The organism is Histidinibacterium aquaticum (assembly GCF_008710275.1).
GTDB lineage: Bacteria > Pseudomonadota > Alphaproteobacteria > Rhodobacterales > Rhodobacteraceae > Oceanicola > Oceanicola aquaticus.
This window is the reverse complement of the sequence record NZ_VYQE01000002.1, coordinates 717,230-738,109: the sequence shown is the minus strand read 5'-3', so window position 1 is coordinate 738,109 and position 20,880 is coordinate 717,230. Positions and strand designations below refer to the sequence as shown.

At 69.4% G+C, this 20,880-nt stretch carries 17 protein-coding genes; 5 read left to right on the top strand and 12 right to left on the bottom strand.

The features are described 5' to 3' along the window. Nucleotides 1-53: 53 nt before the first annotated feature. A complete protein-coding gene (locus F3S47_RS08990) occupies nucleotides 54-419 on the bottom strand; it encodes a helix-turn-helix domain-containing protein (RefSeq protein ID WP_150444902.1) in 366 nt (121 codons plus the stop codon). 252 nt (nucleotides 420-671) lie between these two features. On the opposite strand from F3S47_RS08990, the gene F3S47_RS08985 reads away from it, so the two are divergent. Further along, a complete protein-coding gene (locus F3S47_RS08985; RefSeq protein WP_150444901.1) occupies nucleotides 672-1,628 on the top strand; it encodes an NADPH:quinone oxidoreductase family protein in 957 nt (318 codons plus the stop codon). A gap of 273 nt (nucleotides 1,629-1,901) precedes the next feature. Here F3S47_RS08985 and F3S47_RS08980 read toward each other — a convergent pair whose 3' ends face one another. The 3 genes from F3S47_RS08980 to F3S47_RS08970 all read right to left on the bottom strand — a co-directional run bounded on the left by F3S47_RS08980 (nucleotide 1,902) and on the right by F3S47_RS08970 (nucleotide 8,354). Further along, nucleotides 1,902-5,423: an error-prone DNA polymerase gene (locus tag F3S47_RS08980; protein ID WP_150444900.1), complete on the bottom strand. Its 3,522-nt coding sequence runs from the start codon at nucleotides 5,421-5,423 to the stop codon at nucleotides 1,902-1,904. Between the two features lie 387 nt (nucleotides 5,424-5,810). Further along, a complete protein-coding gene (locus F3S47_RS08975; protein ID WP_317978258.1) occupies nucleotides 5,811-7,403 on the bottom strand; it encodes a Y-family DNA polymerase in 1,593 nt (530 codons plus the stop codon). A 285-nt stretch (nucleotides 7,404-7,688) separates the two neighbouring features. After that, nucleotides 7,689-8,354: an ImuA family protein gene (locus tag F3S47_RS08970; protein ID WP_150444899.1), complete on the bottom strand. Its 666-nt coding sequence runs from the start codon at nucleotides 8,352-8,354 to the stop codon at nucleotides 7,689-7,691. Nucleotides 8,355-8,660: 306 nt separating this feature from the next. On the opposite strand from F3S47_RS08970, the gene xylB reads away from it, so the two are divergent. From xylB to F3S47_RS08955, 3 genes are read left to right on the top strand one after another with little or no spacing between them, the layout of a single operon-like run. Beyond that, nucleotides 8,661-10,094 (top strand): xylulokinase, encoded by a 1,434-nt coding sequence (gene xylB / locus F3S47_RS08965; protein ID WP_150444898.1) that lies wholly within the window; start codon nucleotides 8,661-8,663, stop codon nucleotides 10,092-10,094. Between the two features lie 2 nt (nucleotides 10,095-10,096). Beyond that, nucleotides 10,097-11,401, top strand: coding sequence for a xylose isomerase (xylA, locus tag F3S47_RS08960; RefSeq protein WP_150444897.1), 1,305 nt, complete (start codon nucleotides 10,097-10,099; stop codon nucleotides 11,399-11,401). A gap of 60 nt (nucleotides 11,402-11,461) precedes the next feature. Beyond that, nucleotides 11,462-12,667: a glycerate kinase type-2 family protein gene (locus F3S47_RS08955; protein ID WP_150444896.1), complete on the top strand. Its 1,206-nt coding sequence runs from the start codon at nucleotides 11,462-11,464 to the stop codon at nucleotides 12,665-12,667. An 87-nt stretch (nucleotides 12,668-12,754) separates the two neighbouring features. Here F3S47_RS08955 and F3S47_RS08950 read toward each other — a convergent pair whose 3' ends face one another. Continuing rightward, on the bottom strand, nucleotides 12,755-14,065 hold the full coding sequence (locus F3S47_RS08950; RefSeq protein ID WP_191090120.1) for a cytochrome-c peroxidase: 1,311 nt from the start codon (nucleotides 14,063-14,065) through the stop codon (nucleotides 12,755-12,757). A 68-nt stretch (nucleotides 14,066-14,133) separates the two neighbouring features. On the opposite strand from F3S47_RS08950, the gene F3S47_RS19360 reads away from it, so the two are divergent. After that, on the top strand, nucleotides 14,134-14,568 hold the full coding sequence (locus F3S47_RS19360) for a tetratricopeptide repeat protein (protein ID WP_223877780.1): 435 nt from the start codon (nucleotides 14,134-14,136) through the stop codon (nucleotides 14,566-14,568). Nucleotides 14,569-14,574: 6 nt separating this feature from the next. On the opposite strand, the gene F3S47_RS08945 is transcribed toward F3S47_RS19360, so the two are convergent. The 7 genes from F3S47_RS08945 to F3S47_RS08915 all read right to left on the bottom strand — a co-directional run bounded on the left by F3S47_RS08945 (nucleotide 14,575) and on the right by F3S47_RS08915 (nucleotide 20,817). Continuing rightward, entirely contained in the window at nucleotides 14,575-14,913 is a 339-nt protein-coding gene (locus tag F3S47_RS08945; RefSeq protein WP_150444895.1) for a peptidoglycan-binding domain-containing protein, read from the bottom strand. A gap of 127 nt (nucleotides 14,914-15,040) precedes the next feature. Beyond that, a complete protein-coding gene (locus F3S47_RS08940; RefSeq protein ID WP_150444894.1) occupies nucleotides 15,041-16,096 on the bottom strand; it encodes a TRAP transporter substrate-binding protein in 1,056 nt (351 codons plus the stop codon). Nucleotides 16,097-16,119: 23 nt separating this feature from the next. Then, nucleotides 16,120-17,592: a TRAP transporter large permease gene (locus F3S47_RS08935; protein ID WP_150444893.1), complete on the bottom strand. Its 1,473-nt coding sequence runs from the start codon at nucleotides 17,590-17,592 to the stop codon at nucleotides 16,120-16,122. 1 nt (nucleotide 17,593) lies between these two features. Further along, on the bottom strand, nucleotides 17,594-18,190 hold the full coding sequence (locus F3S47_RS08930; RefSeq protein ID WP_150444892.1) for a TRAP transporter small permease: 597 nt from the start codon (nucleotides 18,188-18,190) through the stop codon (nucleotides 17,594-17,596). Nucleotides 18,191-18,268: 78 nt separating this feature from the next. Further along, nucleotides 18,269-18,775: a flavin reductase family protein gene (locus tag F3S47_RS08925; RefSeq protein ID WP_150444891.1), complete on the bottom strand. Its 507-nt coding sequence runs from the start codon at nucleotides 18,773-18,775 to the stop codon at nucleotides 18,269-18,271. Then, on the bottom strand, nucleotides 18,775-19,659 hold the full coding sequence (locus F3S47_RS08920) for an aldo/keto reductase (RefSeq protein ID WP_150444890.1): 885 nt from the start codon (nucleotides 19,657-19,659) through the stop codon (nucleotides 18,775-18,777). The genes F3S47_RS08925 and F3S47_RS08920 overlap by 1 nt, the downstream gene beginning before the upstream one ends. Continuing rightward, nucleotides 19,660-20,817 (bottom strand): LLM class flavin-dependent oxidoreductase, encoded by a 1,158-nt coding sequence (locus tag F3S47_RS08915; RefSeq protein ID WP_150444889.1) that lies wholly within the window; start codon nucleotides 20,815-20,817, stop codon nucleotides 19,660-19,662. It abuts the gene before it with no gap. Nucleotides 20,818-20,880: the final 63 nt, after the last annotated feature.

Sequence of the window (20,880 nt, the reverse complement as noted above, 5' to 3'; positions counted from 1 at the left end):
CGGGGCCCTTCAGGCCGCCGGTAGCCCGCGCGGGGCGGAGCGGTCAACCCGGATCAGGCGGCCTCGGAAAGAACCCGGGCCAGTTCGAAGAGCTGGCGGCGCTGGTTCTCGGGAATGGCGTAGTAGGAGCGGAGCAGTTCAAGCGCCTCGCGGTCGCTGAGCAGATCGCCGGGCGTGGAGGCTTCCTTCGGAGCGACCTCGCCGTCCAGCCCCTCGAAGAAAAAGGAGACCGAGACGCCCATGGCGTGCGCGATGTCCCAGAGCCGGGAGGCGCTGACGCGGTTCATGCCGGTTTCGTACTTCTGGATCTGCTGAAACTTGATCCCGACTTTGTCGGCCAGTTGCTGCTGGGTGGTTCCCGTCATCCAGCGCCGATGGCGAATGCGCTTGCCGACATATTCGTCAACCGGGTGTTTCATGCGTGGCTCCTAAGACTCTTGACCAAATCTTCCACGGACCGTTCCATCGGGGCGGCATTCGGAAGATTGCTTTCTAATCCCTCGTTTCATCGCACACCCAACAGTATGAGGGGCGAGACACGCAACGGTTGTGCGGGGCCACCTAACCTAAAGGACAGGCGAAATGGCCAAGGTGCCGAAGACCCTACGTCAAATGTTAACTGAGCCGGTATTTTCCTGCCCGAGGGCGTCAATCGTCGACCCAACCCAGAGATGAAGGCGCTCCGCGTTCTGAGCCATGACGGGGCGCCGGTGCTCGCCGAGGTCGAGCCGGGCGAGCCCGAACACGGGGAGGTTCGTCTTCGCATAGAGGCCTGCGGTCTCAATCACGCGGACCTCCTGCTCGCCCGCGGGACCTATCAGGCCACGCCCGAGGTGCCCTTTACCCTGGGCCTCGAGCTCTGCGGCCGGGTGGAGGCGCTCGGCGCGGGCGTCGAAGTGCCGGGGCTCGGGACACGCGTCGCGGTCTATGCCGGGCAGGGCGGGCTGGCGGAGGCGGGGATTTTCCCGGCCGACCGCTGCGTGGCCGTGCCTGACGACATGCCGTCCGAGGTCGCGGCGGGCTTCCAGATCGCCTACGGCACCTCGCACCTCGCGCTTACCCGGCGGGGCCGTCTCGCGGCGGGCGAGACGCTGCTGGTTCTCGGCGCGGCCGGGGGCGTCGGTCTGACGGCGGTGGAGATCGGCGCGGCGCTCGGCGCCCGGGTGCTGGCGGTGGCGCGCGGTCCGGACAAGGCGGAGGTCGCGCGGGCTGCTGGTGCGGCCGAGGTCTTCGATAGCGAGGATCCCGAGATCAAATCCCGGCTGAAGGCCGAGGGCGTGGACGTGGTCTATGACGCCGTGGGCGGTGAGCTCTTCCGCGCCGCGCTCTCGGCCTGCCGACCAGAAGCCCGGATCCTGCTGATCGGTTTCGCGAGCGGGACGGTGCCGGAGATCCGGGCGAACCACCTGCTGGTCAAGAACGTCTCGGTCGCGGGGGTCTACTGGGGCGGCTATCTCGACTTCGCGCCCGATGTCCTCCGGGAGAGCCTGGAGACCTGTTTCGCGTGGTACGCGGAGGGCCGGCTCCGTCCGCACGTCAGTCATGTGCTCCCGCTCGACCGGGCGGGAGAGGCGCTGGACCTCCTGCGCAGCCGGTCGGCGACCGGGAAGGTCGTGGTGCGGATGTAGGCCTCGTCCGTCGGGTTCGTTCCGACTAGCCGCTTCAACGCTCGCCACTTTCGGCGGGCGAGGGAGGGCGACCTCTCGGCGGGCAGCGGGACCAGTATCTCGCCGTCCTGGCTCCAGCCGAAGCCGTCGCGGCGCAGGGCGTTCGCTGTTCCGGGGGCGGTCCCCGATGAGGTTCCCAACATTGCTCCGATCTCCATTGGTGCGTCGGGAATCGGGTGTAGTTTCTCAAGTCCACTTTAGATCAAGAGCCGTGACGCACTTGGCGGCTGCCCGTCAGTGGAAGTCGCGGCTCTTGGGGATGATCCGCACGTCCCTGGGGTGGCTGTGGGACGGCCCGCGAACCCGGCCCTCCACCGGGCGGTTCACCTCGTCGGCGCGGGACAGGGCGGGAGAGAGACCCTCGGGCGCGAGCCGGAGGAGGGCGTCGGACCGGTCTTCCAGCCGTTCGGCCACGACGTGCACGATCTCCACGTCGCGCTGGACGTATCCATGCACCACCAGCAGGCGCGACTGCATGACCACCTTGCGGTACTGCTCCAGCACCTTGGGCCAGATCACCAGGTTGGCGACGCCGGTCTCGTCCTCCAGCGTGACGAAGCAGACGCCCTTGGCGCTGCCCGGCCGCTGGCGGATCAGCACCAGCCCGGCGAGCTTGACCCGCTGCCAGGGACGGCTGTCCTCCAGCCCGCGCATGTGCAGGTAGCCCTGGCGGTGGAGCGACTTGCGCAGGAAGGCCATGGGATGGGCCTTCAGGCTGAGCCGCAGCGTCTGGTAGTCGGCGACCACCTGCTCGCAGACCGGCATGGCGGGCAGGGGCACCTGCCGCTCCTCGCCCTCGTCCCGGGTCTGCCGGAAGAGCGGCAGGTCGGGGGCGTCGCGCAGGCCCCTGGCCTCCCAGAGCGCCTGGCGGCGGTCGAGGAACATCGAGCGCATGGCGTCGGCCTCGGCCAGCCGTCGGATGACCGGCGCGGTCAGACCCGCGCGCTCCTGCAAAGACTTGAGGTCGCGGTAGGGGGCGTCCCGCGCCTCGGAGAGACGCCGGGCCATCTCCGCACGCATCCCGCCGATCTGGCGCAGGCCGAGGCGGACGGCAAAGGGAGGCGTGCCGGCGTCCTCCGGCTCCATCGGGAGCCGGGTGGTGTCGCCGGACGCCTCTTCAAGACCGGGGGCCGTGCCCGACCGCGGGGGGCGGTCGGGCACGGCCCCTGCCGCAGGCGGCACGGCCGGAGCGCCGGAGGAGGGAAGCGCCTTTCGGACGTCGGAGGGCGCTTCGCTCCGCATAGTCTTGCGAAGGGCCCCGTAGCCCATCGCCATGGGCTCCAGCCCGCAGTCCCAGTCCGAGAAATTCACGTCCGGCGGCCGCACCGTCACCCCGTGCTCCCGCGCGTCCCGGACGATCTGCGCCGGCGCGTAGAAGCCCATTGGCTGTGAGTTCAGCAGCGCCGCGCAGAAGACGTCCGGGTAGTGGCACTTCATCCAGGCCGAGACGTAGACCAGCAGCGCGAAGCTCGCCGCGTGGCTCTCGGGGAAGCCGTATTCGCCGAAGCCCTTGATCTGGTCGAAGCAGCGGCGGGCGAAGTCCTCCTCGTAGCCGCGGCGCACCATGCGGCCGACCATCTTGTCCTCCAGCTGGCCGATGGTGCCCTTCGAGCGGAAGGTCGCCATGGCCTTGCGCAGCTCGTTGGCCTCGGCCGGGGAAAACTCCGCCGCCTCGATGGCGATCTTCATCGCCTGCTCCTGGAAGATCGGCACGCCGAGGGTCCGGCCGAGGATCGACTTGAGCTCCTGCGGATCGTGCGGCGGCGCAGGCGAAGGATACTCCACCCGCTCCTCTCCCGAGCGCCGGCGCAGGTAGGGATGCACCATGTCCCCCTGGATCGGCCCGGGCCGGACGATGGCGACCTCGATGACCAGATCGTAGAACTGCCGCGGCCGCAGGCGGGGCAGCATGTTCATCTGGGCCCGGCTCTCGACCTGGAAGACGCCCACGGAGTCACCCTTGCAGAGCATGTCGTAGACCCGGGGGTCCTCCTGCGGAACGCTGGCCAGGGTCCAGCGCTGGCCGTAGTGCGCCGCGATCAGGTCGAAGCCCTTGCGGATGCAGGTGAGCATCCCCAGCGCGAGGATGTCGACCTTTAGGATGCCGAGCGCGTCGATGTCGTCCTTGTCCCACTCGATGAAGGAGCGGTCGGGCATGGCGCCGTTGCCGATGGGCACGGTCTCGGTCAACGGCCGCTCGGTCAGGATGAAGCCCCCCACGTGCTGGCTGAGATGCCGCGGCATGCCCACGAGCTGGCGGGCGAGGATGATCGTCTTGCGCAGCACCGGATCGGAAAGATCGAGCCCCGCCTCGGCCACATGCTCGGCGCCGACCTCCTTGCCCCAGGCGCCCCAGACGGTGCGGGCGAGCGCCCCGGTCACGTCCTCCGAGAGGCCCATGACCTTGCCCACCTCGCGCACCGCGCTGCGGGGCCGGTAGTGGATCACCGTGGCGCAGAGCCCGGCCCGGTGACGGCCGTACTTCTGGTAGATGTGCTGGATCACCTCCTCGCGCCGTTCGTGTTCGAAGTCGACGTCGATGTCGGGCGGCTCCTTGCGCTCTTCCGAGATGAAGCGCTCGAAGAGCAGCTGGTGCCGCGCAGGGTCCACGGCGGTGATGCCCAGCACGTAGCAGACCGCGGAATTGGCGGCCGAACCGCGCCCCTGGCAGAGGATGGGCGGGTCGCATTCGTCGCGGGCGAAGCGGATGATGTCGTGGATGGTCAGGAAGTAGCGGGCGATGTCGAGCCGCCCGATCATCGCGAGCTCCTTCTCCAGCACCGCCCGCGTCTCTTCCGGCACGCCGTCGGGATAGCGCCGCGCGGCACCCTCCCAGGTGAGCTCTTCCAGCCGGGCCTGGGGCGTCATCTCGAGCGGGATGACCTCGCGCGGATACTCGTAGGCGAGCTCGGTGAGCGAGAAGCGGCAGGCATCGGCCACGGCGCGGGCGGCCTGGATGGCATGGGGCCACTCGTCGAAGAGCCGCACCATCTCCTGCGGCGACTTGAGATGCCGCTCGGCGTTCTTCTCCAGGAGGAAGCCGGCCTCCGCCACCGTAGTCTTCTCCCGGATGCAGGTCATGATGTCCTGCAGCGGTCGCCGGTCGGGGGCGTGGTAGAGCACGTCGTTGGTCGCGAGGATCCGCAACCCGTGCCGGCCGGCCAGGGCGTCGAGCCGGTTGATCCGGGCCCGGTCGTCGCCGCGGTAGAGGTGGGCCGCGGCGAGGTAACCCAGGGCGGGCAGTCGCCGCGCGAGCCGGGGCAGGGCCCGGGCGAAGGCGCCAAGGTCCTCGGGCGGCACGGCGATGAGCACGACGCCCTCGCTCTCGCGCGCCAGGTCCTCGAGGGTGATCTCGCAGAGCCCCTTCTCCTGCCAGCCGCCCTGCGGATCCTCGCGACGACCCTTGGAGATCAGCCGCGAGAGCCGGCCGTAGGCCTCGCGGTCGGTGGGATAGGCGAGGAAGACCTCGCCCGTGACGAGGGCGAGCCGGGTGCCGATGACGGGACGGATCTGCGCGGTGGTGGCCTCGGTATGCAGCCGCACGACACCGGCGAAGGTGTTGAGATCGGCGATCCCCAGCGCGTCGTAGCCCAGCTCGCGCGCTTCCAGCGCGAAGTCTACGGCATCCGAGGCCCCCCGCAGGAAGGAAAAGCAGGAGGCGAGGCCGAGCTCCACGAAGGGCGCCCTGGGATTGGCGCCGGAAACGCTCTCCTCGGGCACCCGCCGCCTGGGATGCTGATGATCGGTCTCGGGCACGGGCCTCTCACCATGCGGAGTGCGCCTGCGGCGCACGCAGGATCAGCCCGGGATCGCCTGCGGCGATTCCCGCGCAGCCGGGGCGCTGCCCCGGACCCCGGGATATTTTCGCCCAGAAGAAAGACTTTCTTAACCTTGTCGGGGCACCCTCGATGAGCGGTACAGGCGGGGACGCCGATGACCGCCCCAGGAGACGGCACCCCGGTTCGCCTCGCGCGGCCGGGGTGCCTGACCGTTTCCGCCCCTCTTCTGGGGGGAAATATCCCGGGGGGAGTCCGCGCGTCCCGCGCGGACGGGGGGCAGCGCCCCCCTGCCGCCCGGGACTCTCCGTGAGGAGAGGCCCGGGCTTGTCCAGCGCGCCGGAGGCGCTCCTTTCGGGGGCTCTGCTCATCCGTGAACCCCGTGGATGAACCAGTTAGGATCGCGGCCGAAGCCGTCGGTGAGGACCCCGTCCCGGTAGAGCCAGATGCGCCGGCCGCCCTGGTCCTCCACCCGGTAATAGTCGCGCAGGCGGGTCTCGGGGCGGTCGCGCCACCATTCGGGGGCGATCCGTTCGGGGCCGGCGTAGCGCATCACCCGGTGGGTGCGGCGGCGCCAGACGAACTGGGCGGGCGGTCCCTCGGGCACGGCGTAGAGGACCGCCACCTCCTCGGGCGGCTCCAGCAGGCGCAGGGGCCTGGGTTGGGCCGCGGGCCGCGCCGGGCGGCCGGCGGGACCCAGGGCCGCTGTCCAGAGCTCGCGCCGTTCGGGTTTGTGGCTCTCGCGCAGGCGGGGGCGGCTCACGGTGCGGCCCCCGTGGCGCGCGGCGAGCCGGTCGGTCAGGCGGGCGATCTCGGTGCCCTCGCCGCCGGTCCCGTCGAGCCGGGCCTGCACGCGCGGCAGTTCTTCCGCCACGGTCGCGCCGAGGGCGATCTGGTCGAAGCCGAAGCCCGGGTCGATGCCCTCCAGCTTGCCTTCAAAGAGGCGGAGGATATGGGCGGCCTCGCGGCTGGCGCGGGCCATGGCGACCTCCACCCGGCTCACGGCGCCGTCGGTGCGGTAGACGGTCAGAACGACCCGGCGGGCGCCGAAGCCCGCCGCCTCGAGCCGGGCGCAGAGCGCGGCGGTCAGGGCGGGCAGGTGGGGGGCGGGATCCTCGACCGGCTCGGGCAGGCGGCTTTCCACCGCGAAGCGGGGGGGATCCTCGGGCGCCTCCACCGGCTCCGCCCTGCGGCCCATCATCTGGTCGAGGCGCAACAGGGGGTTCCGCTCGAGCTCGGCCCGGGCGAAGCGGCGGGCGAGGGAGAGGCGGGGGACCGCGGCCAGGTCGCCCACCGTCTTGAGGCCCAGCCGCTGGAGCAGGAGCACCGTGTCGCCGTCGAGGCGAAGGGCGCGGACGGGCAGGGGCGCCATGCGCTCGGCGAGCCGCTCGGGCGGGCAGGTCTCGCGCACGCCCCCCAGCCGGGAGAGCGCCCAGGCGGCGCCGTGGGTGGGGGCGGTGGCGAGATCGGCGGAGAGGCCGAGGTGGGAGAGCCGCTCTTCCATGTCGCGCAGCATCGGCCCTTCGCCGCCGCAGAGGTGATCGGAGCCGGTGGTGTCCATGACCAGGCCGGCAGCGCCGTCGAGGGCGGTCCAGGGACACCAGCGCCGGGCCCAGAGCATGAGGCGTTGGAGCATCATCCTGTCGCCCTGGAGATCGGCGTAATCCACCCGCAGGTCCGGGCAGAGGGCGCGCATGTCGACCACGCGGGCGCCGCGGCGGATACCGGCCGCCTCGGCGGCGCGGGTGGTGGCGTGGATCACCGCGCCGTGCCGGCCCTCCACCGCGAGGGCCGCGGGAAGGGTGTCGGAGACCGGCTCTCCCTGCCGGTCCATGATCCTCAGCCAGCGTTCGATCGAGAAGCGGGGCAGGTGCAGGCAGGTGATCCGCCGGGCGAGGGGATCCCGCTCGCCGGAAGGCTCGGGGAGGAGGGGAAGGGGCCTCCCGGGAGAGGCGTCCAAATTTGGACGGGCGATTAAATCTCTGGAATCATTGTGGAAACCGGAGGCAGGCGTCTCCGGGGCGCTCCCCCCGGCCTGGGCGCGCGGGTCTGGAGTGGTGGGCCGGTGCGACGCGAGGACCGGCAGCTTGTCCTCTGTGCGCATCACTTGGAGCTTTCGGTGAGGGGGGCGGGTCGGGGCCGGCCCCGTGGTTTTCGGTACGGGGTGGGTTGGAAACCCACCCTACGATTGGAGGTCGCGGTGCGGGGTGCGGCGGGTTGGAAACCCACCCTACGGGGGCGGGCGTCAGACCGCGGCGGCATCGGGAGTCCGGACCTGCGCCACGGGCGGGTCGAGATCCATGTGATGACGTTCGGCGTCATAGCGGGCCACCCAGGTGCCGGGCGCGCGGAAGCGGGAGCGGAAGAGCTCCACCTTCCAGTGGGGCTGGCCGGGGGCGCGGGAATCCCAAGGGTGGTTGCCCGAGGGCAGGGAGGAGACGCGCCACCGCTCCCGCGCGGCGCTGAGGGCGGGCTGCGCCGCGCGGCGCAGGAGCCAGCAGGGCACGCCGTTCGCCTCGGCCCGCAGGGCGAGCCGCTTGGTGGCGGTGAAGTCCAGCACGGGCGGATCGCCCCAGACCTCGGCGATCACGCCGCCGAGCGCGGGAGTGCCCAGGCCCTGTTCGGCCGACCAGAGCACGTCCACCGGGCGCGAGACATCCACGCGGATCACCTCCCACTCGCGCGGGAAGCCCGCGAGGTAGGGGATGCCGCATTCCTTGCGCGTGATCCGGTCCATGATCCAGAGCAGCGGTCCATGCGCGGGATCGAGATTGGCCAGGGTGAACCCGGTGACCGCCCCGTCGGCGGCGGTTTCGGAAAAGACCTCCGACAGGGTGGCGACGGGGCGGTCGGCGGCCCGGTCGCGCAGAAGATCGGCAGAGGTTTTGAGCGGGGGCTGATCGCACGACACCGGGTCTCCTTCCTGCTGAATGTTCTTGTTCTGTTCTAGTCCTGCGATGAGGATTCGTCAAACATTTCGGGCCGGCGGGGAGGCCACGGAAAGAGCGACGGAGGCCCTTGGAGAGGCGGGAGAAAAACGGCAGAAGGTCTTTTGACAGTCGCCGGCAAAGAGGCAATGGTCTCGCCGGCATCGACAGGCCGGCGGGACGGAAGCCCCGCTGGCGGAAGCCGGGAGGACCACCATGCACCGCAGCACAGCCGCCGAATGCCCCGGCACGCAGGGGGGCCACGGCCCCCGCAGGGAGGAGCGCAGTTAATGTATATCGGACTCGATCTCGGCACCTCGGGGCTCAAGGCCATCCTGATCGACGCCGACCAGGCCGTGGTGGCCGAGGCCAGCGCGCCGCTGGAGGTCTCGCGCCCGCACGACAGCTGGTCCGAGCAGGATCCGGCGGACTGGATCGCCGCCTGCGAAAGCGCGATGGGCGCGCTCGCGGCCAAGACGGACCTGTCCGGCGTGCGCGGCATCGGCCTCTCGGGACAGATGCACGGCGCCACGCTGCTCGACGCCTCCGACCGGCCGCTCCGGCCCTGCATCCTGTGGAACGACACCCGCTCGGCGGAGGAAGCCGCGACCCTCGACGCGATGGAGGGCTTCCGCGAGATCACCGGCAACATCGTCTTTCCGGGCTTCACCGCGCCCAAGCTCGCCTGGGTGAAACGGCACGAGCCCGAGACCTTCGCCAAGGTCGCGAAGGTGCTGCTGCCGAAGGACTACCTCAGGCTCTGGCTCACTGGGGAGCATGTCGCGGAGATGTCAGACGCGGCGGGCACCGCCTGGCTCGACACCGGGGCGCGCGACTGGTCGGACAAGCTGCTTGCGGCCACGGACCTCGGACGCGAGACCATGCCGCGGCTCGTCGAGGGCTCGGAGGTTTCCGGCCACCTGCGCGCCGATCTCGCCTCGACCTGGGGCATGAGCTCGGTTACGGTCGCGGGCGGCGGCGGCGACAACGCGGCCTCCGGCGTCGGCACCGGCGTGGTGCGGGCGGGCGAGGCTTTCGTTTCGCTCGGCACCTCGGGCGTGCTCTTCGCGGCCTCCGACGCCTACCAGCCCGACCCTGCGACGGCGGTGCATACCTTCTGCCACGCGCTGCCGGGGACCTGGCACCAGATGGGGGTGATCCTGGCGGCGGCGGATGCGCTGAACTGGTATTCGAAGCTCGTGGGCGAGCCCTCCTCCGCCCTGACGGGCGACCTCGGGCCGCTCCGGGCCCCCAGTCGGACGCTCTTCCTGCCCTATCTCGGCGGCGAGCGGACGCCGCACAACGACGCGCATGTGCGCGGGCATTTCCTGCATCTCGACCATGCCTCGGACCGCGCCGCGCTGACCCGCGCAGTGCTCGAGGGCGTGACCTTCGCGATCCGCGACAGCTTCGTCGCGCTCTCGGCCACCGGCACCCGGATAGAGCGGCTGATCGCCGTGGGCGGCGGCTCGCGCTCGGACTATTGGGTCCAGGCCATCGCCACCGCGCTCGGCCTGCCGGTGGAACTGCCCGTCTCGGGCGACTACGGCGGCGCCTTCGGGGCGGCCCGCCTGGGACTCATGGCGGCCGAAGGGGCCGGGGTGGAGATCGCCACTCCGCCCGAGATCGCCCGCACCGTCGACCCCGATCCCGCCCTCGTCGAGGACTTCGCCGAGGCGCACTCCCGCTACCAGGAGGCCTACCGGGCCGTAAAAGGACTGTAACAATGACCGATTTCTTCCAGGGTATCGAACCGATCCGCTACGAGGGTCCCGAGACCGACAACGAGTTCGCCTTCCGCCACTACAACCCCGACGAAGTGGTCATGGGCAAGACGCTCAAGGAGCACCTGCGCTTCGCGGTGGCCTACTGGCACTCCTTCGCCTGGGAGGGCGGCGATCCCTTCGGCGGCCAGACCTTCCTGCGTCCCTGGCATCCGCAGGACGACTACGCCAACGCCAAGGTGAAGGCCGACGCCGCCTTCGAGATGTTCGAGATCCTGGGCGTGCCCTACTTCTGCTGGCACGACGCCGACGTCCGGCCCGAGGGCGACAGCTTCGCCGAGAGCCGCAAGCGACTGGAGGAGATCACCGACTACTTCGGCGAGAAGATGGAAGAGACCGGCGTGGGCCTGCTCTGGGGCACGGCCAACATGTTCGGCCACCGCCGCTGGATGTCGGGTGCCGCGACGAACCCCGATCCGGATGTCTTCGCCTATGCCGCGGCCTCGGTGAAAGCCTGCATGGACGCCACCCACAAGCTCGGCGGGCAGAACTACGTCCTCTGGGGCGGCCGCGAGGGCTACGAGACGCTGCTCAACACCGACATGGGCCGTGAGCGCGAGCAGGCCGGACGCTTCCTGCAGATGGTCGTGGACTACGCCAAGAAGATCGGCTTCCCGGGTCAGATCCTGATCGAGCCCAAGCCGCAGGAGCCGACGAAGCACCAGTACGACTTCGACGTCGCGACAGTCTATTCCTTCCTCAAGGACTTCGGCCTCGAGACCGAGGTGAAGGTGAACATCGAGCAGGGCCACGCGATCCTCGCCGGCCACAGCTTCGAGCACGAGATCCACCTGGCGCGGGCGCTGGGGATCTTCGGGTCGATCGACATGAACCGGAACGACTACCAGTCCGGCTGGGACACCGACCAGTTCCCGAACAACGTGCCAGAGGTGGCGCTGGCCTACTACGAGATCCTCAAGGCGGGCGGCTTCTCGTCCGGGGGGACGAACTTCGACGCGAAGCTGCGCCGCCAGTCGCTGGACGCCGAGGACCTCATCCTCGCGCATGTGGGCGGCATGGACGTCTGCGCCCAGGGCCTCAAGGCCGCCGCGGCGATGCTGGAAGACGGCAAGCTGGAAGAGGCCCGCAACGACCGCTACGCGGGCTGGGAGACCGGTCCGGCCAAGGAAATGCTGGCCGGCGACTTGGAGAGCGCCGCGGCGCGTGTCGAGGCGGAGGGGCTGGAGCCCGAGCCGCGTTCGGGACGGCAGGAGCGGCTGGAGAACCTGGTCAACCGCTACCTCTGAGGACTGGCCTTGCCCCGGTGCGACTTCGCGCCGGGGCAGAATTCGAGCAAGGGGGGCGCCATGTGGCCCGATCCCCGCGCGGGGGTGACCGCGCTTTATGAACTCGGCGTGGCGGCGGCGGATCCTAGGGCCGCCGTCACGGCCGCCCTGCCCAAGAGCGCGCCCGACCTCGTGCTGGCGCTCGGCAAGGCCGCGGGCCGCATGGCCGAAGCGGCGCTCGAGCAGTTTCCCGGAACCGAGACGCTGGTCGTGACGACCGACGGGGCCCCGGCGCCCGGGGGCGCGGAGATCCTGCGGGCCGACCACCCCGTTCCGGGCGCGCGGAGCCTCGCGGCCGGTGAGCGCATCTGGGAGCGGCTGGGTGCGCTCGGCGCGGGCGAGCGGCTGCTGGTCCTGCTCTCGGGCGGTGCCTCGGCGCTGGTCACGCGGCCGGTCGAAGGCGTGAGCCTCGAGGACAAGCGCGCGGCGACGGTTGCGCTGCTGGGATCGGGCGCCTCCATCGAGGGGCTGAACCTCGTTCGCCAGAACCTGTCGCGTCTGAAGGGCGGCGGGTTGGTGCGGCGGGCGATGCCAGCGGAGGTCACCGCGCTCATTCTTTCGGATGTCATCGGCGACGATATCTCGGCCATCGGCTCCGGTCCCACGGCGCCGGCGCTCGGCACCGCCGGCGAAGCGAAGCGGCTGCTGGAACGGCTCGGCATCTGGGACGACATGCCGGAGACGGTGCGGGCGCATCTGACCGCCGACCATCCGGCCCCCGGGCCGATCGAGGTCGAGAACCGGCTCATCGGTTCGAATGCCATGAGCCTCGAACGGATGCAGACGGCCGCCCCCGGCTCTCAGACCTTCGGGGCGCCTCTGCTGGGCGACGTTGCCGATGTGGCGGGGCGCATCGTCGCCCGGTCGGGGCGCGGCCTGCTGCTCTGGGGCGGGGAGCCCACGGTCAAACTGGGCAAGGGCGACGGTCTCGGCGGACGCAGCCAGGAGCTTGCCCTGCGGATCGCGCTGCTTGCCGAGGCACGGCGTTGGCCCGAGGGCTGGGTCTGTCTCTGCGGCGGCAGTGACGGGATCGACGGGCCCACGGATGCCGCCGGTGGCATCGTCGATGCCGGATCGCTCGACCGGATGCGCGCGGCAGGCGTGGATCCGGAGGAGGCGCTCGCACGCAACGACAGCTACCACGCGCTGAAGGCCTCGGGCGATCTGCTGATCACCGGGCCGACCGGGACCAACGTGGCCGATCTCGGGCTGCTCTGGCGGCCGTAGGCGGCAGCTTTGGTGACGGTGGTGGGTTGGAAACCCACCCTACGGGGCGGCGGCTTCGGTTGGGAGGCGGTGGGTTGGAAACCCACCCTACGGGCGGTCGACGGGGAGGCCGCTCGGGACGCGGTCGGGGACGCCGAGGGGGCGGTCCTGCGCCGTTTCACCGGTCAGGGCTTCGAGAAAAGCGACTAGGTCGGAGATCTCGGTCGCGCTGAGGGCGAGGCCCCGCAGCTCCACGGCGCGTGCCTGTCGGGCCATCTCGAACCGGTCCTCGCGGATCGCGAAGTCTCCGGCGGCGAGCCAAGGCACTTCGGGCAGTTTCGCCATCTCGGGGCGCCACCGGTCCCGGCCCGTTTCCGGGTCGCTGTGGTGACGGATCATCTCCTCGAGCGTCGGATAGGCCCCGTTGTGCCCGTAGGGCGCGGTCAGCGCGACGTTGCGGAGCGAAGGCGTGCGGAAGGCATAGGCATCCTCCAGCCGGTCGGTCTCCCCCATGCGGCCCACGTCGCGGGGCATGGGATCGAAGCGCCGGGTCCGGCCGGGGCCGAAGGCGGGGAGGCCGAGCGCATGGAAGTCCTGGTCGGTGAAGAGCGGGCCGGAGTGACAGGTCGCGCAGCGGGCGGAGCCGAAGAAGAGCTGCCGTCCGCGCTCCGCGGCCTCGGGCAGGGCCGTGCCCTCCGCTAACCAGGCGTCGTAGGGGCTGTCGTAGCTCTGCCACTCGGAGGCGATGAAGGCGCCCAGGGCGTTGCCGATCTCGACGATGGTCACTTCGTCGGCGCGGTCGATATGGTCGAAGGCCTTGACGAACATTTCTCCGTATTCGGGGATCGTCCGCACCCGCTTCGCCAGCACCGGCCAGGCCCGGTCGATCCGGTCATGGATCAGCACGGCAATCTCGTTCTCGCCGGGGTTGCCCGCCATCTCGAACTGCGAGGTCATGGGGAAGAGCGCCTGAGCCGCGAGAACGTGGTCGAGGCCCTCGGGCAGCCATTCCTCTGCCGGGCTGTCGAAGCCGTTCCCGAAGCGGTCGGAGACCGAGAGGCGGCCATCGTGAAAGAGGGTGTCGACGGAGGCGTGGCCGAGGTTCCAGAGCGCCGAGGCATTGCGCGGGATGCGCTTCGGGATCGCCGCGTCGCCGGTGCCGGGCCTGCGCGCGGGGCCGAGACCCTCGCCACCTTCGCCGATCCCGAGGGACAGGCCGTCGCTGCCGCCGAACTCGTGGTGGTGGCAGGTCCCGCAGGAGATGTTGCGGTTGCCCGAGAGAATCTTGTCGTAGAAGAGCAGCTGCCCGAGCTCCGCTTGCGCCGGGTCGACCGCGATGAAATCCTCCGGCCCGAGCGGGTCGGCGGAAAGCGGCGCCGCGAAGACGATTGCCAAGGAGACCGCCCATGACAGCTTCATTCCGGCACCTCCTCCCCCTGGGCCTTTCGGCGATTGTGGCAGTTTGGGCCCTGGGCTCAACCCCTTCGATGGCGCAGACTCCGACGGTCGAGGAGGGGCGGGACCTGATGGAGGCGGGCGACTTCGACGCGGCGATGGAGGTCTTTCGGCCGCTCGCCCGGTCGGGCAACGCCGACGCCGAGGAATTGATCGGCGTGATGTATGCCATGGGCCTCGGCGTGGAGCGCGACGACGAGCGGGCCTTCGACTGGTACCTGCGCTCCTCGATGAAGGGCCATCCAGGGGCGCAGTCCGGCCTGGGCTGGTACTACGAGGTGGGCCGGGGCATCCCCGCGCCGGACATGGTGCGGGCCTACCTCTGGTACGCCCTCTCTGCCATCGGCGGGGACGAGGACGCGCTGGACTCGCTGGAGCAGATCACGCCGCGGCTCACCGACGAGGAACGGGCGCGGGCGGAGCGGCTGGTCGAGGACTACCGCGTCTGGATGTATCCCTTCCGCTAGGAGCGATCAGCGGAGTGTCGGCAGGCTCGCGGCGAGGCGTCGCGAGCGCGCGTAGTCGAGCAGGATCGCGATCTCGTTGGTCTCGCCCTCGTCCCGGGCGCGGCGCAGGTAACCGGGCCAGGCGAGGCTGTCCTGCGCCGCCTCCACGGCCTCGGCGGTGGACGGCCCCCAGAGCCCGTCGATCGTCGCCGCGTATAGGTCGGTTTCCCCCAGGGCTTCCTGCAGGGCGATGCGGTCCGCACGGGGCAGGGAATAGAAGGCGCTGCGCAGGTCCTGCGCGGCGGCCGGCGCCGAGGTGGCGAGGCCGGCGGCCAAGAGCAGGGCGAGGGGACGCAGTGGGGTCATGGCACGGGAGCCTGCCGCGACTTCGTGGCGTCATGAGGGCGGCGGAAGGCAAATCCCGGGGCCGTCATTTCCCGGAAACGAGAACGGGCGCCCCGAGGGGCGCCCGCGATCCGGCCGGAGCCGGGGATCAGTTGAGGTCGGCCTCGTAGTCGCTTTCCATGTCGGCCTCGGCCTCTTCGACCGCGGCGAGCATGGCGTCGAGAATCTCCGGGCCGCCGTCGACGTTCTCGCGGAACCAGTCCTGAACGGGAGCTGCGGCCTCGGCCCAGGTCTGCATCTGCTCTGGCGTGGGCACGTAGATCTCACCGCCGGCCTCGGCAAAGTCCTGGTAGGCCTGGATCGACTTGCGCTTCGGCGAGGCGAAAGTGGCCTGCTGGAGCTGGTAGAAGCCGTCCACGACGACGCGGCGCAGGTCCTCGGGCATGGACATGAACGTCTCGTTGTTCATCCACCACAGGGCGCCCATGTAGGCGTGGCCGTCGAGCGTGAGGTACTGCAGGCCCGCATCGGGGAACTTCATGCCCATGATGTCGGTGATGCCGTTCTTCGAGCCTTCGACCACGCCGGTCTGCAGCGAGGTGAAGAGCTCGGGCCACGGGATCGGCGTGGGCGAGGCGCCCAGGGTCGAGACCAGCTCCTGCGGCAGGTCGGCGACCACGGTGCGGATCTTCATGCCTTCGAGGTCGGAGGGGACTTCCACCGTGCCCTGGGTGTTGGCGAAGTTGCGCCAGCCGCCAGTGTTGCCGATGGTCATGAGCCGCACGGTGTCGCCGGAGTCCTCAAGCGCCATGTCGCGCATGGTGCGGACGAAGTCACCGGAGAGCACGGCCTCGGCCACGCGGTCGGAGGTCATGACGTAGGGCAGGTCGAGAACCTGCACGTAGGGGAAGATCCCCGCCGCGCCGCCGGAGGTGGAGATGTAGATGTCGATCGAGCCTTCGGAGACGCCCTCGAGGCACTCCGCGCCGGTGGAGCAGAGCTGGGTGCCGATGAAGAGTTCGACCTCGATGGCGCCGTTGGAGGCCTGTTCGACGTAGTTCTTGAAGACCACGAGACCGTCGTAGTCCTCGTCGTTCTCGTTGGAGTTGGCGGTGGCGCGCAGCGTGTATTCCTGCGCGGTGGCGAGGCTCGCGCTGCCCGCGACGAGCGCGGCGAGCGCCGCCGTCTTGAGACCGTTCAGCATGTTTCTCTCCCTGTTGCTGGTGGTCATTGGACGAACCCGGTGAGACGCGGGATCGTCATGGAAAAGGCGGGGAAGTAGGTGACGAGGAAGATCACGAAGATCTCCACCGCGAGGAAGGGCAGGATCGCCTTGGCGATGGTCTCCACCTTCTCGCGACTGACCGTCGAGGCCACGAAGAGTACCAGCCCCATGGGCGGCGTCGCGAGACCGACAGTCAGGTTCACCGACATGATGATGGCGAAGTGGACCGGGTGCACGCCGAGCTCGGTGAAGATGGGACCGAGGATCGGGCCGAGAATGATGATCGCGGGTCCCGCGTCGAGGAACATGCCGACGACGAAGAGCAGCACGTTGATCAGGAAGAGCAGGATCAGCGGGTTCTCGGAAAGGCCGAGGATCGCGTCCGTGAGGATCTGCGGCGCGTAGGACAGCGAGACGACCGTCTTGAAGCTCACCGCCGCGCCCACGAGCAGCAGCACGGCGGAAGTCGCAAGCGCCGAGCGGCTGAGAACGCCCGTCAGGTCGCGCAGGCGCATGGAGCGCAGGACGAAGAAGCTCACGATGAGCGCGTAGGCGACGGCGATGGCGGAGGCCTCGGTCGGGGTGAAGACGCCGATCAGGATGCCGCCGAGGATGATGATCGGTGTCTGCAGGGGGGCGACCGCCTTCTTGCAGATGACGCGGAAGTCGTGGCTCACCCGCTTGCGATAGGCCAGCAGCAGCATGTGCGCGACCAGCAGCGCCACGGCGAAGTTGATCCAGGGGTTGATGCTGTCGGGCAGGGCGGCGTTCAGGATCACCGTCAGCAGGCCGCCGAGATTGAGCCGCAGCAGCACGAAGCTCACCCAGTACTCTAGGCCGCTGATCTGCTGGTTCGCGTGGACGATGCGCTCGGCCTTCGGCAGGTCGTATCGGTCTGCGAGCAGCCGGACCATGACCATCAGTCCCGCACCGACCATGACGCCCGGCACGATGCCCGCGAGGAAGAGCGCGGCGACGCTCTCGCCCATGACGTAGGCGTAGATGATCATGATGCCCGAGGGCGGGATGATCGGCCCGATGACCGAGGAGGCCGCCGTCACCGCGGCGGCGAAGCGGCGGGTGTAGCCGTTCTTCTCCATCGCCGGGATCAGTGTCGAGCCGAGTGCGGAGGTATCCGCCACCGCCGAACCCGAGAGACCGGCGAAGAGCATGGAGCTCAGGATGTTGACGTGGGCGAGGCCGCCGCGGAGGTGGCCCATGAAGGCCTGGCTGAACTCCACGAGCCGGGTCGTGATGCCGCCCCGGTTCATGATCTCGCCGGCCAGCATGAAGAAGGGCAGCGCCATCAGCGGGAAGCTGTCCATGCCGGTGTAGAGGTTGCGGTAGAGCACCGAGAGCTGGCGCGCCTGGTCGTCGGCCACGAGCAGCGCGAAGGGCGCCGCCAGAAGGGCGAAGACGACGGGCAGGCCCACCAGGATCAGCACCAGGAAGAGGGGCAGGAACCAGATCAGCATCTCACTCGGCTCCGGCCATGTCGGTGGTTGTGAGGTCGCGCAGCTTGTCGCCGCCGCCCAGCAGCGTCACGATCTGGCGCAGGATGAGCTCGACGTTCACAAGGATCAGCAGGTTCACCCCGACCCAGAGCCCCGCGTACTGGTAGCTGTTCTGAAACCGGTTGCCGCATTTGCCTATCTCGATCCCGAAGGGCCAGCGCAGGCTGGACGAGCATCCTCGGCCCGACAGGCTGTCGACGTGGTTGTTGAGACCCTTGTCCCAGAGGATCAGCAGCACCCAGGCCGAGATCGCAAGAAGCACCAGGGTCAGCAGACCGGCGGCGCGGCCGGGCAGGGCGCGTTCCAGCATGTCGATGGCGACGAAGCCCCCCTGGCGATAGGCAAGCGGGGCCATGAGGCCGACGAGCCAGATCATCCCGAAGCGCGCGCCCTCCTCGGTCCAGTTGGGCGCGTCGTTCAGCACGTAACGGAAGAAGACCTGACCCAGGATCAGGCAGACCATGACCGCGAGGGCGATCACGGCAATGATCCGCCCGACGGCCAAGAGGCCGCTGTTCAGCCGCTCGAGCGGCCACAGCACTCCCAACAACGCCCGCATGGGCCTCCTCCCTGATCCCGCGCCGGCGTGCCGGCGTCGTCCCGTGAAACTTCAGCGTTTATCGCCGTGGGGGCGGGATCAACCCCCGAACTGTGCGAAGCGGCCGCCCTGGAACAGGAGCGGCTCGCCGGTCCCGTGGGCCGCGCGCAGGACGCGCCCCACGAGTATGACGTGATCGCCCGCGTCGTGTGCCGCCTCCAATCGGCACTCGAAGCGCGCGAGGCAGCCGGGCAGGAGCGGAACGCCCTCCGGGCTCTCGGTCCAGTCGGTACCCTCGAAGGCATCGCGCGCGCGGACGAAGCCGTCGCAGATGCCCTGCTGGTGGGCGCCAAGAACATGGATCGCGTAGTGTTCCGCCGCCCGGAAGGCGGGGAAGCGGCTTGACTGCTTGGCCGGCGACCAGAGCACGAGCGGCGGATCGAGGCTGACGCTGGCGAAGCTGTTGGCCGTGATCCCGACGGGGCCCTCCTCGCCCCGGGCGGTCACGACGGTCACCCCGGTCGCGAAGGAGCCGAGGGCATCGCGAAAGGCGCGGGCATCCACGGTTGGGTCGATATCGGCCATCGCGTGCAGCCCTCCGTCCATCAGGCGACCTCGCGCCCCAGTGCAGCTTCGTAGAGCTGGAACCAGGTCTGGCGGTCCATGTCCACCTTCAGGGCGTCCGACAAGCTCTTGATGCGGTTGATGTTGTTGGTGCCCATGACGGGCAGGATGCCGGCGGGATGAGCGAGCAGCCAGGCCGTCGCGACCGCGGCACGGTCGACGCCTTGCTCTCCCGCCACGCGGTCGAGAATGGTGGCGACGGGCCCGTCACCGGTCATCAGGCTGCCGCCGCCGAGGGGCGACCAGGCCATGATCGGGTGACCGTGGCGCTGGTGGAAGGCCAGGTCGCCGTTGGTGAAGGGCTCGTGCGCGGCGAGGCTCAGCTCGATCTGGTTGGTCACCAGAGAGGTCTCCATCGCCGACTGCAGCAGCTCCCAGTCCCAGGGCCGGAAGTTCGACACGCCCACGGCGCGGACCTTGCCGGCACGGACCAGATCGTCGAGCGCGCGCCCGGTCTCGTGGTGGTCCATCAGAGGGTCGGGCCGGTGGATCAGCAGCAGGTCGATGGCATCGAGGCCCATGAGCCTCAGCGAGGCGTCGACCGAGCCTTCGATATGGGCCCGCGAGGTGTCGTAGTGCTTGACCCGGGCACCGGCGTGGCGGCCCGCGTCGATCACGATGTCGCACTTGGTCACGACCTCGATCCGGTTGCGCAGCTCGGGCGTGAGCGCGTTGCCGAGAATCTCCTCCGCCATGTAACCGCCGTAGATGTCGGCCTGGTCCATGGTGGTGATGCCCTGGTCGAGACAGCCCGCGATCTTGTCGCGCACGGTCTCGGGGCTGGTGTCACTGTCGTCGCCCAGCCGCCACATGCCGTAGACGATGCGGGAAAAGTCGAGGTCGTCGGTGATCCGCACGCGGTTCATTTACTTGCGTTCTCCGTTACCGAGAGGGGTGACGGGCGTGCCCGAGGGCACCCGGTCGTAGACATGGGGCAGCGAGCAGGTTTTCAACTCCGGAAGCACGCGGCTCCCGAAATGCTCGGCCTCGTCGATATGGGGATAGCCCGAGAAGATGAAGGCGCGGATGCCCATCTTCTTGTAGTTTTCGATCTTGCTGAGGACCTGGTCGGTCGAGCCCACGAGCGCCGCCCCGCAGCCCGAGCGGGCGCGGCCGACGCCGGTCCAGAGGTGCGGCTCGACATAGCCGTACTGGTCGGCGAGTTCGCGGGCACGGGCCTGGTGGCTGACACCGAGCGAGGAGGCGTCGTGCGCGCGCTCGCGGATCAGCGTGCCCAGCTCGTCGTCGAGTTCGCTCACCAGGTACTCGGCATATTCCTTGGCCTCGGCCTCGGTGTCGCGGACAATGGTATGAACGCGCAGGCCGTAGTCCAGCGTTCTTCCATACTTTTCAGCAACCTGATGGACGTCCTTCATGCGCTGCGCGAGCTGTTCCTCGGGCTCGGGCCACATCAGGTAGACGTCGCAGTGCTGGCCGCAAAGCTCCAGCGCGTGGGGGCTGTAGCCGCCGAAGTAGAGCAGCGGGCCGCCGTTCTGCTGGTAGGGCTTGGCGGGATCGGTCCAAAGACCTTTGAAATCATAGATTTCGCCGGTGTAGTTGATCTCGTCCTGCGTCCAGGCCTGCTTGAGGATCTCCACCACTTCGCGCGAGCGCTGGTAGCGGTAGGCGCTGTCGGCCTTCTCGCCGGGGAAGTCAGAGGAAATGACGTTGAGAGTCAGCCGACCCTTGAGCATGTGGTCCAGCGTGGCGACGGTGCGCGCCAGCATGATCGGCTGCATCTCGCCGCAGCGGATCGCGCCCAGCATGTTGATGCTCTCGGTCAGGGGCGCCATGCCGGCGACGAATGAGAGCGTGTCCTGGCCGACCTGGTACGAGGAGGGGCAGAGAATGTTGCGGAAGCCCTGCTTCTCCGCCGTCAGGGTGATGTCGCGGCAATGTTCGAAGGACGAGCGCAGGTCGCCCTCCGGCACGCCGAGCTTCCGGTAGTCGTCGGAACACAGGGCGGCGAACCACGAGACCTCGGCTGCATCGAGATCGGCGGATGTCACGGGTACGACGGTCATCGATTCCCTCTTGCTTGCGCTAACCACAAAGGTTGCGTAGCACGGGGTTTGACATGCATCAAT